The sequence below is a fragment of the Halanaerobium hydrogeniformans genome (genome assembly GCF_000166415.1).
Classification (GTDB): domain Bacteria; phylum Bacillota; class Halanaerobiia; order Halanaerobiales; family Halanaerobiaceae; genus Halanaerobium; species Halanaerobium hydrogeniformans.
On record NC_014654.1, the window covers coordinates 702,919 to 719,084 of the forward strand.

Consider the following 16,166-nt stretch of genomic DNA (forward strand, 5'->3'; position numbering starts at 1 on the left):
TGAACCGAGATGAGTTTTGTTGGGCCAAGACCACCACTTTTTTCTCAAAAGCAGCTGGTAAAAAATCGCAAGCAGTATAAAATAGATCAATTTAAGCCAGGAATTACCGGCTGGGCTCAAATCAATGGACGAGATGATATTGATGATCAGGTAAAGTTTGAATATGATCTGTATTATAAGAAAAATTATTCTTTTCTGCTTGACCTTAAAATAATAATGATAACTTTTCTACAGGTCATTAAGCAAGAGGGATTAATTGAGCACAAGTAGAGATATCAAAACATATAATAAATTAAATAAATACAATAATAAATCTAACACTCACTATAACACTACTCCTACTAAAATTTATTTGTCTTATTGACAGTAGGGGCCTTTTTATTTTTAGATAATTGAATTTGTAATAAAAATTCACTATAATTGAGTTAGAATAACAGGGAGAAATTTAAACTTTGGGGAGTTGAAATTTATGCTCGAATATTTATTAAAATTGTATAAAAAACCACGTTTAATAATCATAGATTTATTATTGATTAATTTTGCCTTAATATTTTCTTTTATGCTTCGTTTTGATGAAAATTGGCTGCAGTATTTTAGATTCAGCTATTTTATTGCAATTACTATAATTAGTTTTGTAATCCTATATTTCTCATCTCTATATAACAAGATGTGGCAGTATGCCAGCATGTCAGAACTATACTCCATTTTTAAAGCTGCTCTAGCGATTAATTTTGTTTTTGTGATCTACCTATATTTCTTTAGAGTTGCTTTTCCCCGCAGTATAATAGCAATTAATCTGATGTCAAATATCTTTTTGCTGGGTGGATTTAGATTTTCTTTGCGGCTGCTCAAGGACTTTTTGAACCGCAACCAAAACAAAAAATCTAAAAGTAGAGTTTTGATTATTGGTGCCGGTGATGCAGCAGAAATAATCATTAGAGAAATGCACAAACATCCAGAATTAGGCAAAAAAATAGTTGGTTTGGTAGATGATGATCCTGACAAACAATCACTGGAAATTCATGGTTATGAAGTACTTGGAAAAACCAAAAAGATACCCCAACTTATAGAAGAATATGATGTAGATGAAGTTATTATAGCAATACCTTCTGCAGAAGGTAAGACAATTAAAAGGCTATATAAACTCAGTAATAAAAAAGATGTAAAGGTCAAAATAGTACCTGGAGTTTATGAAATACTCAAAGGTGATGTTTCCTTAAATCAGATTAGGGAAGTTAAAGTAGAAGACCTTTTAAGAAGAGATCAGGTCGACTTAATTACTGATGAAATATCTGACTATCTGGAAGAAAAAACTATTTTAGTAACAGGTGGTGGAGGTTCAATCGGTTCTGAACTCTGCCGACAGTTAGCAAAATTTAATCCAAAAGAAATAATTATTTTTGATATTAATGAAAACAATACATACTTTTTAGAACGCGATTTAGAAGATGAATATCCTGATTTAAAGATAACATCTATTATCGGTAGTATTAGAGATAAGAATAAACTACAGAATTTATTTAGAGAATTTGAAATTGATGTAGCCTTTCATGCAGCTGCTCACAAACATGTTCCCTTAATGGAAACAAGCCCAGAAGAGGCTGTTAAAAATAATATTCTAGGAAGTAGAAATGTAGCTGAAGTTGCTGCTGAATTTAAGATTGATCGTTTTGTTTTAATTTCCACCGATAAAGCGGTAAATCCAACCAATGTTATGGGGGCTTCTAAAAGAGCTGCCGAAATGATAGTCCAGTCAATTAATAAAAAGTCTGAAACGAAATTTATGGCAGTTCGCTTTGGCAATGTTTTAGGCAGCCAGGGAAGTGTAATTCCTTTATTTAAGAAGCAGATTGCCAATGGTGGGCCTTTAACGGTAACCCACAAAGATATAACCCGCTATTTTATGACCATCCCTGAGGCTTCTCAGCTTGTTATACAGGCCGGAGCATTAGGTGAAGGGGGAGAGGTCTTTGTGCTCGATATGGGTGAACCGGTTAAAATTATGGAATTAGCAGAGGATTTAATTAATCTTTCTGGTTTAACTCCCTATGAAGATATTGATATCGATGTAGTTGGGTTAAGACCGGGAGAAAAGCTTTATGAAGAACTGCTCTGTAATACAGAAGATAATATTGCGACAAAACATCAAAGGATCTTTATCAATAATCTGGAGGCTGTGGATGGAGAGTTTTTAAATATGCATCTAAGTAAATTGGAAAGATTAGCTGAGCAAGCTGATGCTTTAGAGATCATCTCTGCTTTAGTTAATCTTGTTGATAGTTATCAACCGAGGCGAGATAATGTAAAAAAGATCGATTTTAAAAATAAACAGAAATCATCTTAGCTTTTCATAAGGCTTTCTTTTCCTTTTTTGAACTAAAATGCTAAAATTAAATAACTTTCGATATCTCCTGCTATTTAAAAGATGGCAGGATTTTTTTATTTCAACTGCAACATAATGCTCACTGTGTTGAATAATGAATTTTTAATATTAATGAGGTTAAAAAATATTATTTGCTAATTAATAGCAAAATAATGTATAATAATTGTATATGGAGAATACGAGGGAAGGCAGGTGAAACAGATGTCAGAACCTAAATTTTTAGAGAAACTTATGAGTCGCTTTGATGAAATAGACAGCCGCTTTGATGATATAGACAGCCGTTTTGATAAGGTTGACAGTCGCTTTGATGAGCTAGAAAAAAATACAGACGATCGTTTTGATAAGGTTGACAGTCGCTTTGATGAGCTAGAAAAAAATACAGACGATCGTTTCGATAAGGTTGACAGTCGCTTTGATGAGCTAGAAAAAAATACAGACGATCGTTTTGATAAGGTTGATAAAGTTCTTGAAGAACAAAGTATTGAACTTTACAATGTTAAAAATATACTTAAAAAACATAGTAGCCAATTTGATGAAATAAATTATACTACTAAGATGATTCATAATCAGACTGTTCGCCTCAGCCTTGAACAGGCTAACTTAAATATGAAAATTGATAAAATCACAAAATCTGATGATCAAAAAGAGAGCAAAAATATTAACAGCATATAATTTTGCTACAAATTAAAATATTTTAGAGCAGTTCTTAAGGTTTTTTAATGAACTGCTCTTTTTAAATTGGGTTATTTTTTACTTGCAATTACATATTTAATATTTTGTAGAGGATTTAAAGCTGTGCTATAATTAAAATAGAAATGATAATATAAACGGACCGGAGGGATACAATGAATATTGGTGTTATCGGCAGCAGTGTTTGTTCCAACCAAACCTATGAGACAGCAGTAGAAATAGGTAGTTTAATTGCTGAACAGGGAGCTGTCCTTGTTTGTGGCGGCAGAAGCGGAGTAATGGAAGGGGCAGCTGAAGGTGCTTTAAAAAAAGATGGTACAACTGTCGGTATTTTACCGGGAATGGATCGGCAGCAAGCTAACGAGTTTGTCAAATATCCAGTTGCTACAGGTATTGGCCAGGCTAGAAATTTAATTGTTGTTCTCAATTCAGATGTAGTGATTGCTGTAGAAGGTAAATATGGGACACTTTCAGAAATAGCTTTAGCTTTAAAGCATGGGATTTCTGTTGTTAGTCTTAATAGCTGGGATTTAAGTAAAATTACTTTAGATAATAGTATTAATAAGTTTTTCTTCAAGGTTGAAACAGCAGAAGAGGCGGTTGGAAAAGCCTGTCAGCTAGGAGAAAAAAGAAAAAGATAAAAAGAGAATTAAAAATGAAAAATATCTTTTAAATGACAAACATATGTTTGACTTGCATAAATCTTTATGATATAATTTAATAAATGAGAGTATTTTTTTACTTTCAGTCATTAAAGCCTGAACTAAAATTTTAATTTAGGGGGAGATGAATTTCAACGGTCTTGATTTTCTATATATTTCTTTACAGCATCAATACTAGCTCCACCTGTAGACACAATTGTATATGATAATCTAAAAGTGACCCAGGATAATAATTTAAAATTGACCCGTTTAAATAGATAATATAAACTGTCCATAATAAAATAAAAATTATGGGCAGGTGAAAAAGGTGATAAAATTGAATGAAAAAGCCGATATTCTAATTAAACATTTTGTCGAGGGTCAATCAATTAGAAAAATAGCTAGAGAGTCAGAATTTTCAAGAAATACTATCCGCAAATATATCCGAGATCATGAAGAAAAACTTCAGAATCTGGATAAAGCAAAATCCAGAGATGAAATATTAACCTTAATTGAATCTCTAGTAGAAACTCCTGAGTATGACAGCTCTAACCGTAATAAATATAAAATGAATGAAGCTATCAAAAAAGATATTGATTACTGCATTAAAGAAAACAAAAAACGGCGAGCAACAGGTATGCGTAAGCTGCAGCGTAAAAAGATTGATATTCATGAATATCTGCTCGGTAAAGGTCATGATATTAGTTACTCAACAGTCTGCAACTACATCAGAAACACCTATGAAAATGCAGCCAAAGAAGCATATATAAAACAGCTCTATCATGAAGGAGAATCCCTTCAGTTCGACTATGGTGAAGCCAATTTAGAAATTGCAGGTAAAAACAAAACCCTTAATATGGCTCTATTCACAACTGGTTTTGGTTTTCATCACTATGGTAAATTTTATGCTAATAAAAAGATGACTTCATTTTTAGATGCTCATGTTAAAGCATTTAAGAACTTCAATGGAGTATATCATGAAGTAGTTTATGATAATTTAAAACAGGCTGTAAAAAGATTCGTTGGTCCTTCTGAAAAAGAAGCTACTGAGGATCTAGTTAAGCTTTCCCTCTACTATGGCTTTAAATACCGCTTTTGTAACGCATATCGCGGGAACGAAAAAGGCAAAGTTGAGAAAGGCGTTGATTTCGTCAGGCGGCGGATCTTCTCCCAGAAAACAAGTTTTGAATCCATAGAAGAAGCAAATGAGTATCTTGCTGCAGGACTAAAAAGGCTTAACTCAATGAAAAAAGCTGAATTAGATAACAGATCACCATATGAGCTCTGGCAGCAGGAAATACCATATCTACTGCCTTTAAAACCTCCATATGAGGCCTGCAGAGAAAAAGAATGTAGAGTCAATAAATACAGCTTTGTAACCTTTGAGCAGAATAAATATTCTGTACCTGATCATCTTGTTGGAAGATTTGTTAACAGCAGAATTTACTCAGATTATATAAAAATATACTACAACGATGAGCTGGTAGCAAAGCATCAGAGAATATATGAAGTTCATAAATGCAGTATTGAAATAGAACATTATCTTCTAACTCTAAAAAGAAAGCCTGGTGCATTGAAAAAATCCCTAGCTTTTCATCAAATGGCACCAGACCTCAAAGAGATATATAAATTATACTACGATAATTATACCAGAAAAACTAAAGAATTCATAGAGCTTTTAGAACTGGTAAGTGAGAAAGGTCTGGATGAAATTAAGGGTGCTATAGAAACTCTTTCTAAAAACAAAAAGTCAATGGTAACAACTGCTAATATCAAAGTGTTAGTTCAAAAGGAGAATACTCCTGATTTTACAATTTCCAGTGAAATAAATGAGAATTCTCTGGAACTATTAAAAAAATGGGATACTATGTTTAGTCTCCAAAATCATCAGGAGGTGATCCAGTAATGAATAAAGAAATAATACTGGAAACTAAAAATTACATCAAAGAACTAAAGATTGCTGGTATTAGAAACGACTTAAATCAAAAACTGGCTGAAGCTTATCGCAACAATACACCTTACGAAGAACTATTAAGAGATCTATTTCGAGATGCATATGATATGCGTAAAGAAAATGGCCGTAAAAATAGGATTAAAAATGCTAAATTCCCATACAAAAAATATTTGGATACCCTAATTGTAGACTATCTACCTGAGAGTGCTCAAGCTAAGTTTAAAGAGTTAAAGTCGCTTAAATTTATTGAAGAAAATAGAAACATAATTTTCTCAGGAAATCCTGGGACTGGAAAAAGTCATTTGTCTATAGGCCTTGGTATCAAGGCCTGTAACGAGGGCTATAAAGTCTTCTTTGCCACAGTACCACAGTTTATCAACCAATTGAAAGAAACCCAGAGCGAAAGAAGATTAACTAATTTTGAATCTAAATTCCAAAAATATGACTTAATAATTTTAGATGAATTGGGCTACATCTCTTTTGACCAGAAAGGAAGCGAACTTTTATTCTCCTTTCTTTCACTAAGAGCAGAACGCAAATCTACTATCATAACTTCCAATCTCTCATTTGAGAGGTGGAATGAGGTGTTTAATGATCCAGCATTAACTGCAGCTATGGTAGATAGATTGACCCACAAATCATATGTAATTAATATGAATGGTAATTCTTACCGAATGAAAGAAACTGAAGAGTGGCTGGGTCAATAAAATTAATATTATTTTTTGCTTACCCGGGTCAATTTTCAATTAATAAAAGGGTCAAATTTCACTTGACAAAAACACACAATACAATAACTTCTTGACCAGAAATATTTTTTAGATAAAAATCTTTCAGATAATCACCATAGTCTCTTCTAATCAACCTAGATGTACTAGTCTTTAAACTATTAAGCACTTTTGATAATTGAACTTGTGGTGGTGTACTAAACATGACATGAATATGATCTTTTTCACCACCAAATTCTAACAAGTTACAGTTTTTACCTTCCAATAATCTCTTGAAATGCTTGTTCAAATCACTATACATATTATCACTGATACATTCTTTCCTAAATTTAGTTACTACAACTAAATGATAAATTAAATTATATTTAGCGTGTCTATTACTATCAAGTTGGTTGCTCATATATATCCTCTCCTATAAAATATTAGTTTACAACTAAGTTATATCATAATATAAATATACTATAATATAACAATAGAGTCAATAATTTCAAATAAAGGGGGGTGAAACAATAAATAAAATTGTCTTTTAAATTTAAGCCAGCTATTAACCATAAGAATTTAAATATTATCAGAACATTAAGTTTTCACTATATAGCCCCCTAACAGAATTGGAGAAAAAGTTTGAAAGTGATATACTCTAATTACAAGGGGGAAACACCAATCTATATAGCCCCCTAACAGAATTGGAGAAAAAGTTTGAAAGTGATATACTCTAATTACAAGGGGGAAACACCAATGGCAAACAGAAAATATTCCGATGAAACTAAAGAACAAATTGTAAAAGAATGTCGCGAAATAGGTAACACAGCTCTTGTAGCAAGACGACATAATATTTCTAAGCATACTGTTTACAGCTGGGTCAAAAAAGCTAAAGAAACAGGATCAGTTAGATCTCTTCCTAAAGATGAAAAAAAGCAAATGAAAGAGATAGAAAATAGATTAAGTAAAATGAGCGATGAAAATGATAAGCTCAAAAAAATTGTAGCAGAAAAAGAATTAGAATTAGCGATTTTAAGGGAGTTGAGAGATAAAGTAAACCCCCGATAGCCCTCAAAGTTCAGATTGCATCAAAGTGGATAAATAAAGGGTATAAAATCTCTATTGTTTTAGACTTTGTTGGGCTTAATTCTTCCACTTACTACAGTAATATAAATAGAAAAACTGAGAGTGAAAGTACTAATAGCAGCAATTCCAATAATCCTCAAGGAAGACCTGTCCCTGGGTATTCTCTAACTGAATCAGGTGAAAAAATATCTGATGAACAGATTAAAGAATGGCTCTTAGAACTGGTTGCAGGAGATGGCTTCCCTTATGGTTACAGGAAACTTACAGTCTGTTTAAAAGAAGACTATAACTTGAAAATAAATAAGAAAAAGTATACAGGTTATGCAAAGAACTGGATATATTAAGATCGCAAAGAAAAATCAAAAAATTTAGACCTAAAAAGATTGCAAAACAGGAAGAAATTACAGAACCAAATCAACTCTGGCAGATGGATTTAAAATACGGCTACATAAATGGAACAGATCAGTTCTTTTTCCAGATGTCAGTAATTGATGTCTTTGATAAGACTGTTATAGATTATCACCTGGGACTAAGCTGTAAAGCTAAAGATACCTGCAGGGTATTAAAGGCTGCTTTAAATAAAAGAAAGCTGTATAAAGGCATGAATTTGCCTAAAATTAGAACAGATAATGGACCACAATTTGTCTCTAAATTATTTGGAGACACCTGTGAAAAACTGGGGGTAGAGCATCAGAGAATTCCAGTTAGAACACCTAATATGAATGCTCATATAGAATCATTTCATTCGGTTTTAGAAAAAGATTGTTATTCAATTAATGAATTCAGTAGTTTTATTGACGCCTATAAAAAAGTCAGTGAGTATATGAATTATTATAACAACAGATACCGTCATGGCAGTCTTAATGATATGCCTCCAGCAAAATTTTATAAACTGGCTAAAGCAGAAAAAATAGTTGCTGAACCAGTACTCGCCTAAATCAAAAAATGAGAAACTAAGAATGAGCGAGCTTAACAAACATATTTTCCATATTTAGGGGGTTGAACCGTTCATACATCTAAACTATATAATATTGTTAATTATTCTATTCACAATGGAGAAAATAAACCTGTATATACTAAATTAGATAAAAAATTTAGAGGTAACTGGCATTGTGATTATTTACATTCACATAATAGACAACATTGTCTAAAATTATTAGCTCAAAATTGGAAATCATATTTCAGAAGTTTAAATGATTATAAAAATAATCCTTCTAAATACAATGCCATACCTAAACCTCCTAGATATAAATATTTAGATTCTAATCCCAATGAGATTATTTTTACCAACCAAGCTATTAGAATTAAAAACGGTAATCTTTTATTATCTTTATCTAAAAAGATAAGATCTGATTATAAAGTGGACAATCTTAAATTTGAGCTTTCTGATAAAGTTCAAAGCTTTATAAACATGGATTCTATCCAACAGGTAAAGATCAAAAGAAAATCCGGTTCCAATAGATGGTATTTAATTGTTTTTTATAACAAAGAGTGTAAAAACAACGATGGTAAAAATGTAATGAGTATTGATCCTGGATTAGATAATTTAGCTGCTATAACATTTAAAGACAGTAATAAAAATTATTTAATTAATGGTAAACCTCTTAAATCTAAAAACTCTTATTACAATAAAGAAATTGCAAGACTGTCATCTATTAGAATGAAACAGGTTGGTAGTAGGAAATTTAAAAACACCAATAAGATTAAAGCCCTTAGAGTTGATAGGAATAATTATGTTTTAAACTACCTGCATAAAGCAAGCAGGCGGGTAATTGATATAGCATTAGATAACAAGGTGGGTACTATTGTTATTGGTAATATTAAAAACATCAAACAAAATTCTACTATTAAATCTTTTGTTCAAATACCAGTACAGCGATTCATTAATATGATTGAGTATAAGGCTGAATTAGGAGGTATTAATGTTGTTAGACTTAATGAAGCATATACTAGTGGATGTAGTGCTATTGAGTTAGAAAAAATTAATAAATCTAATTATAATAAGTCTCGTAGAGTATATAGGGGTTTGTTTAAAAATAAAAAGACCAACATTAATAGTGATATTAACGGTAGTCTCAATATATTAAGGAAATATTTGAAAGATAAATGTATTCCTGAACTCATTAATGGAGCTAGGGATAATGGAGTTGTGTACCCTCCGAGACGAATAAGTGTTGCTTAATAGGTGGAAACTTAATTACAAAACTTCGTCTAAATCTATCTAGTAGCATATAGCCACTGTGGTTTATGTGAAGTAATAGAAGCTCCTTCCAAATCTTGTTTTTGATTTGGTGGGAGAGGTTCACGGAGACCTTGAGGGAAGGAAGGTGAATAAAATGACTGAAGATAACAAACTTAATAAAATACTTTCGAAAATTGAAGCAGTAGATACAAAAGTTACTAATTTGGATACTAAAGTTACTAATTTAGATACAAAAGTTACTAACTTAGATGGTAGAGTAGCTAAGCTTGAAGACAAATTCGATAAGCGTGCTGAACAGGTCGATAGAAGGTTTGATAAAGTTGATAATAAACTGAACAAAATGGATAAAACCTTAACTGTGACATATAAGCAAACTGGTCATTTAACCGAGTTTGAAAATGTAACTCTTTCGAAACTAAACAGTATACAATATGACCTTTCTTATTTAATTAAAAAAGATAAAAAAGCTGTTAAGAATGATTAATTAAATATAGTAAAAATTTAGAGCCTCTTAAATATTTAAGAGGCTCTCATAAGTTCTTTTTAATTATTTTTTAAATTAAATGACTTTAAACTGCTTCTTTTTGTTGTTGAGGATACTCTATAAAATCAGCTTTTGATATTTTGTATAAAAATAACAGCATTGTAGTTACAGCTGTGATTATTCCTATAGGAACTGAAATATTATAGGCTAGTTGAAATCCTTCAGGAGCATAAAGAATATATGTAGCAGAAACTCCAGTCATAAAGAATGCTGGTAAAGAAGCAATCCAGTGATTTTTGTCGTTCTTAGCAAGCCAGACTGCTCCAGCCCATAATACTACCATAGCTACTGTTTGATTTGACCAGGCAAAATAGCGCCAGAGAATATCGAAGTTAATTTGAGACAGGCTGCCACCAATTATAAAAATAGGAATTGCCAGCATCAGTCTATTTTTAATAGATTTTTGTTCAAGATCAAAAATATCAGAAAGAGCTAATCTAACACTTCTAAATGCAGTATCTCCAGAAGTTATTGGTGCTGCAACAACTCCTAACATTGCCAGCAATCCACCAACAACACCCATCATTGAGCCAGTAATCTCATGAACGATTCCAGCTGGACCACCAAGTTCAACTAAAGCTGTATTCAAACCACCAGTGCTTTGGAAAAATGTCATAGCTGCAGCTGCCCAAATTAAAGCAACTATTCCTTCTGCTACCATAGCTCCATAGAAAATTTTACGCCCTTCTTTTTCATTTGTCGTACAGCGAGCCATAATAGGAGACTGGGTAGAGTGAAAACCACTAATAGCTCCACAGGCAATGGTAACAAACATCAAGGGCCAGATTGGCAGAGATTCAGGATGTAAATTATTTAAAGCTATGTTCGGAATATCATAACTTCCAAAAATCAAGCCACCACCAACACCTAAAGCCATTACCAAAAGCGCAAGTCCAAAAATCGGATAAAGCTTGCCGATTATTTTATCTACAGGTAAAAATGTTGCCACAAAATAATAAGCTAAAATAATTATTAGCCAGCTGTTTACACCCATAAATGCAGGGGTTAAGTTAGCAAGTAACAGGGCCGGTCCTGTCATAAAAACTGTACCTACTAATATTAAGAGAAGAATAGTAAATACTCTCATCGCTTGTCTAACTTTATTACCGAGATTTTCGCCGATAATCTCAGCTATAGAAGCTCCGTTAGAACGAATTGAAAGCATACCAGATAAATAATCATGTACGCCTCCTGCAAAAATTGTTCCCAAAACTATCCAGATAAAAGCACTTGGTCCCCAAAGAGCTCCAGCAATTGCCCCAAAGATTGGTCCTAAACCAGCTATATTCAAAAACTGAATTAAAAAGCTTTTTTCCAATCCATTGCAACATAATCTACACCATCAGCATTCGTAACAGCAGGAGTTTCTCTATCTAATTCTGAACCAAAAATGTGATCAACGATCTTTCCATAAGTAAAATACCCTAAAATTAAAACTGCTAAAGAAATAAGAAATGAAGCCATATATGCATTCCTCCTCATAAGTTTTTATTACATATACAATTATACACTTATAAGGATTGGATTGTCAATACTTTTTACAACAATTTTTTATCGAACATTAAATATCTATATTCAACAGGTGTTAGGTAATCTAACGACCCGTGGATTCTGTGGTTATTATACCAGTTAACATAGTCAAATAGCTCATATTCCAGCTCTTCAAAGCTGTTAAATATTCTGTCATAAGCAAATTCAGTCTTAACTACTTTAAAGGCTGCTTCTGCCACTGCATTATCATATGGGCATCCTTTATTGCTTAAAGAACGCTCAATATCAAACCTGACTAAAATATCATCGATAGCTTTATTTTTGAATTCATTACCTCTATCAGTATGTAAAATATTAATTTGATTTAGTGGTCTTTTAATACTTTTAAAAGCCTCAGTTACTAATTCGGCATTTTTCTTTTTACCTGCTGCATAACCAACAAATTCACGGTTGAAGAGATCTATGATCAGACAGACATAGTTCCATTTTCCTTTTACATTAACATAGGTTAAATCACTGACAACAACGTCTAGAGCTTCTTCTTTGTTAAATTCTCTGTTTACAATATTGGCAATTTTATCTTCATTACAGCTTGGAGAATGAACTTTGTATTGTTTTTTAGTATAAGTAGAAACTAGATTATATTTTTTCATTATTTTACCTATTCTTCGCTTGGACACCTGATAACCTTTTTTAGCTAATTCTCTTTTGATTTTTCTGGTTCCATAGTGATTTCTACTTGCTTTGTAAATGGAAATCACTTCGCTTTCTAGTTCAACATCAACCTGTTTTTCTTTAGGGGTATAATAGATCATACCCCTTGATATATTGAGTGCTCTGCACATGGCGCTAATACTGTATTTATCCCTGTTTGCCTTAATAACTGCTACTTTCGTCCCATTATCAGCGCCGCTTGCTTTAAAATATCATTCTCCATTTTTAACTGCTTGTTTTCTTTTTGTAATTTAATTAATTCTTTTTCTTTATCAGATCTATTATCTTTAGCGCTGAATGAACCTGAGTTATTATAGTCTTTTATCCATTTATGAAGTGTGGACCTTGCCATTCCATATTCATTGAGTATTTCAGTTTGATTTTTACCATTATTGGCCAGAGCAACAACTTTTCTTTTGATTTCTTCAGGATATTTTGTAGGCATGATATTTTCCTCCATTTTAGTTTGTTATTATCTTATTATATCATGTCCGAGAAAAAACTGTTTAATTAATTATACCCGATCCAGATATTAACAAAGAATATTTAACTGAAAAGTAAAAATATTATACTGAAATGCATTATTTAAGATTCAAAAGTTTGTTAATCTCATCAACTCGACTGCGGCTGACAGAAATTTCACTTTCTGAATAGTTTTCCATTCTAATCTGATACTTGCCTTTAAACCATGGAATTACCGCTTTAATATTCTTAAGATTTACAATATAGCTTTTATGAATTCTATAAAAATAATCAGGTAATATTTCTTCTAAGTCTTTAAGCTGGAATTGAGTCATATATGATTTTTTATAACTGTGTGCCCAAACTTTTTTATCTTTAGTAGAAAAATAGTAAATATCTTGAAAGTTAAGCATCAAAAAACAGTCTCCATCTACTACGGCAATTTTATTGATCTCCTCTTTATTTTCATTAGCTTCAAGTATATTTAAAAGATTTTCCATCTTTTTTTGATAATTACCTTGATCTAAAATTCTTTCTTTAGCTTTTAATAGGCTTTTATGAAGCCTTTGCTCAGAAATAGGCTTGAGCAGATAATCAACAGCAGATAATTTAAAAGCTTCAACAGCATGCTCATCAAAAGCAGTGGTAAATATTATATAAGGAGGATTATCTCGATTTTGCAGCTGTTGAGCAATTTCAATGCCAGTTTTACCAGGTAATTGAATATCCAGCATTATAAGATCCAAGTCATTTTTTTCTAAAATTTTTAATGCTTCACTGCCATCAACAGCTAAAAATAAAAGCTCAAAGTCATCTTCTTGTTTTAATAAATATTTAAGTTCAACTCTAGCTGGCCGCTCGTCTTCTACAATCATTGTCCGGATTTTCAATTTATTCTTCTCCTTTCATAAGTGGTGTTAAAGGGATTTTAATTATATTTTTAAAACTATAATCAGAATTCGAGCTGATTTTTAGTTTTGCACTATTACCATAGACAGACTGCAGGCGCTCTTTAATATTTTTTAAACCAATAGAGTTATTATCAGAATTAAAAATATCATCCATATCTTTTTCTGAAACACCAATCCCATTATCGCTAATTACAATTTTTAGACTATCATTTTCTTTAATTATAGATGTTTCAACTTTCCCACCTTCTTTAAGTGGATAAATACCATGTTTGATTGAGTTTTCAATCAGAGGCTGAATAATAAATGGAGGTATTTTATAATCCATTAAATCAGCTTCAATATTCCATTCTACTTCAAGTCTTGACCCCAGTCGAGCTTTTTCTATACTCAAATAATCTTTAGAAAAATCTATTTCCTGTTTTAAAGTTATTTGGTGAATATCACGTTTTAAAGTTCTACGGAAAATACCGGCTAATTTAATCAAAAGATTTCTTGCTTTTTTCGGTTTGTTTCTGCATAGAGCAGAAATCGTATTCATTGAGTTAAATAGAAAGTGAGGGTTAATCTGTGTCTGAAGTGCTTTTAATTCTGCTTCGCTTTTGAGTTCTGCCTGTTTGGAAAGGCGAAACAATTTAATCTGAGTTGCTAAAAGATTAGCAATACCTTCCGCCATTTTAATATCTAAAACAGATATCTTTTTATTAATTCTATATAATTTAAGCAAACCATATACACTATTTTCGATTTTCAAGGGGGTAATTACAACATTGGCAAGTGGACATTTATTATTAGCACAATTAATTTCTCCTTTTTCATCAATAACTATAGTTGTCTCTTCTTTAAGTGCTTTTTTACTGGCTTCAGTTTTAATCTTTTCTCCTTCAAAATGATGATCATCTCCACTACCAACAAAAGCAAGAACCTGTTTTTTATCAGTTATTGCTACTGCATCAGCACCACTTTCTTCTTTTATCATCTTAATAATTTCAGCAGCTGATTCTGAATCAAGTCCACTTTGAATGATAGGAAGTGAGCGGTCAGCAATAGAGAGAACTTTTTCTGCCTGAAGGGCTCGTATTTTTTGATGCTCTTCTTTAACATTGTTTAAAATACTGATGAAAATAGCAATACCTAAAGCATTGCTAAATACCATTGGTATAGCAATAATCTGGACAAGGTCTACAGCTAGAGCAAATGGTCTGCTAAAAATCAAAACTATAATCATTTCTATAACTAAAGCAAAGCCTCCAATAAGAAAACCGTTTTTAAAATTTATTTCGTCATTTAAATATTTTTGGTGAAAATAGCCACCTATTAAACCGGTTAAAGTTGTACCAACAGCACAGGCTAAAGCTGTAAAGCCACCTAATGAAAAGCGGTGTAAGCCAGAAGTTAAGCCAACTGCAAAACCAATTAAAGGCCCGCCAACTAAACCACCTACTAAAGCACCAATACCTCTGATATTAGCATAAGCATCCATTATTATAATACCCATATATGTACCTAAAATACTTAAGATAGAGAAAAAGACAAACAAAAAAGTTTTTTCATATTTATTAAATTTTTTTTTGAAAATATATTTAACACCATTAATTCGGCTCAAAACATAAGCGAATGTTACTATAACACTCATGCTGCGAAATAAATTAAATAATAATACAAAAACTCTACTATAATCCATTTTTTAACCCCTTTATAATTTTTAAAAAAATTCCAAAACTTGACATCTATTTTTATTATATAACATAAATTTTAATAAGTGAAATAAAATTTGTTCTCAGCCTGAATTAGCTATATAATTAATATAGATTAACCTATTATCTTAAAAGTTAATTATACTTTAATGAGGAGCAAGAGAAAATGGATATCAAAACTCGCATTGCTAAAAGTATTAAAGAAAATCATCCTGTCATAGGAGTTGCTGTAGGCAGTGGATTATCAGCGAAACAGGTTGCAGAAGGTGGAGCTGATTTTATACTTGCTTTAAGTGCAGGTAAATTCAGAAATGCTGGTGTGTCTTCAATGGGATGTATGCTTCCCTTTGCCAATAGCAATGATATGAACCTGGAATTTGCTAAAAAAGAGATTTTGCCGAGGGTTAAAAACATTCCGGTGGTTTTTGGTGCTTTTGCAGCAGATATTACTAAATCTAACGATACATTATTGGCTGATATTATAGAGGCTGGCTTTGTAGGAGTTAATAACTTTCCAACGGTAGCTTTAATCGATGGAAATTATAGAAAGGCTCTTGAAAAAAGTGGACTGGGCTTTCAAAGAGAAGTAGAATTTATCTAAAACTGCCAAGAAAACTCCATCCAAGCTATGCATTGGGTGGAGATGAATTGGCTATTTATTCTGATTTTCAATATACTTTTTAATTGTC

Annotated in this window: 13 protein-coding genes and 2 pseudogenes; 10 read left to right on the forward strand and 5 right to left on the reverse strand. The window is 31.9% G+C overall.

Annotation, left to right across the window (positions count from 1 at the left end):
• Positions 1 to 9: 9 nt before the first annotated feature.
• The 6 genes from HALSA_RS03080 to istB all read left to right on the forward strand — a co-directional run bounded on the left by HALSA_RS03080 (position 10) and on the right by istB (position 6,375).
• Positions 10 to 270: a sugar transferase gene (locus tag HALSA_RS03080; protein ID WP_049773831.1), complete on the forward strand. Its 261-nt coding sequence runs from the start codon at positions 10 to 12 to the stop codon at positions 268 to 270.
• A gap of 199 nt (positions 271 to 469) precedes the next feature.
• Entirely contained in the window at positions 470 to 2,344 is a 1,875-nt protein-coding gene (locus HALSA_RS03085; protein WP_013405158.1) for a polysaccharide biosynthesis protein, read from the forward strand.
• Between the two features lie 270 nt (positions 2,345 to 2,614).
• A complete protein-coding gene (locus HALSA_RS03090) occupies positions 2,615 to 3,055 on the forward strand; it encodes a hypothetical protein (protein ID WP_238524775.1) in 441 nt (146 codons plus the stop codon).
• Between the two features lie 173 nt (positions 3,056 to 3,228).
• Positions 3,229 to 3,714, forward strand: coding sequence for a TIGR00725 family protein (locus HALSA_RS03095; RefSeq protein ID WP_013405160.1), 486 nt, complete (start codon positions 3,229 to 3,231; stop codon positions 3,712 to 3,714).
• A gap of 328 nt (positions 3,715 to 4,042) precedes the next feature.
• Positions 4,043 to 5,620: an IS21 family transposase gene (gene istA / locus HALSA_RS03100; protein ID WP_013405161.1), complete on the forward strand. Its 1,578-nt coding sequence runs from the start codon at positions 4,043 to 4,045 to the stop codon at positions 5,618 to 5,620.
• Positions 5,620 to 6,375, forward strand: coding sequence for an IS21-like element helper ATPase IstB (istB, locus tag HALSA_RS03105; protein WP_013405162.1), 756 nt, complete (start codon positions 5,620 to 5,622; stop codon positions 6,373 to 6,375). The genes istA and istB overlap by 1 nt, the downstream gene beginning before the upstream one ends.
• A 58-nt stretch (positions 6,376 to 6,433) precedes the next feature.
• Here the strand turns inward: istB and tnpA are convergent, their stop codons facing one another.
• Positions 6,434 to 6,793 carry an IS200/IS605 family transposase gene (tnpA, locus tag HALSA_RS03110; RefSeq protein ID WP_013405163.1) on the reverse strand — a complete coding sequence of 120 codons (360 nt, stop codon included), beginning with the start codon at positions 6,791 to 6,793 and terminating at the stop codon, positions 6,434 to 6,436.
• A gap of 335 nt (positions 6,794 to 7,128) precedes the next feature.
• Here tnpA and HALSA_RS12600 point away from each other — a divergent pair.
• From HALSA_RS12600 to HALSA_RS03130, 3 genes and pseudogenes are all read left to right on the forward strand, one after another.
• Positions 7,129 to 8,395, forward strand: a pseudogene (locus tag HALSA_RS12600) (IS3-like element ISHahy4 family transposase).
• Between the two features lie 108 nt (positions 8,396 to 8,503).
• Positions 8,504 to 9,640: an RNA-guided endonuclease InsQ/TnpB family protein gene (locus HALSA_RS03125; RefSeq protein WP_238524796.1), complete on the forward strand. Its 1,137-nt coding sequence runs from the start codon at positions 8,504 to 8,506 to the stop codon at positions 9,638 to 9,640.
• Between the two features lie 154 nt (positions 9,641 to 9,794).
• Positions 9,795 to 10,145 carry a hypothetical protein gene (locus HALSA_RS03130; RefSeq protein WP_041595777.1) on the forward strand — a complete coding sequence of 117 codons (351 nt, stop codon included), beginning with the start codon at positions 9,795 to 9,797 and terminating at the stop codon, positions 10,143 to 10,145.
• Positions 10,146 to 10,230: 85 nt separating this feature from the next.
• On the opposite strand, the pseudogene HALSA_RS03135 reads toward HALSA_RS03130, so the two are convergent.
• The 4 genes and pseudogenes from HALSA_RS03135 to HALSA_RS03155 form a co-directional block, all read right to left on the reverse strand.
• Positions 10,231 to 11,669, reverse strand: a pseudogene (locus tag HALSA_RS03135) (carbon starvation CstA family protein).
• A 74-nt stretch (positions 11,670 to 11,743) separates the two neighbouring features.
• Positions 11,744 to 12,870 (reverse strand): IS3-like element ISHahy2 family transposase gene (locus tag HALSA_RS03140; protein ID WP_095522093.1). Its coding sequence is split into 2 segments (ribosomal slippage): positions 11,744 to 12,618 and positions 12,618 to 12,870, totalling 1,128 coding nucleotides; the frame shifts between segments, so codons are not numbered across the junction.
• Positions 12,871 to 12,991: 121 nt separating this feature from the next.
• Entirely contained in the window at positions 12,992 to 13,762 is a 771-nt protein-coding gene (locus tag HALSA_RS03150) for a LytR/AlgR family response regulator transcription factor (RefSeq protein ID WP_013405165.1), read from the reverse strand.
• Between the two features lies 1 nt (position 13,763).
• On the reverse strand, positions 13,764 to 15,464 hold the full coding sequence (locus HALSA_RS03155) for a LytS/YhcK type 5TM receptor domain-containing protein (RefSeq protein ID WP_013405166.1): 1,701 nt from the start codon (positions 15,462 to 15,464) through the stop codon (positions 13,764 to 13,766).
• Between the two features lie 179 nt (positions 15,465 to 15,643).
• Here HALSA_RS03155 and HALSA_RS03160 point away from each other — a divergent pair, with 179 nt between their 5' ends.
• Complete coding sequence (locus tag HALSA_RS03160) at positions 15,644 to 16,078, forward strand: phosphoenolpyruvate hydrolase family protein (RefSeq protein WP_013405167.1); 435 nt, start codon at positions 15,644 to 15,646, stop codon at positions 16,076 to 16,078.
• The last annotated feature ends 88 nt before the right edge of the window (positions 16,079 to 16,166 follow it).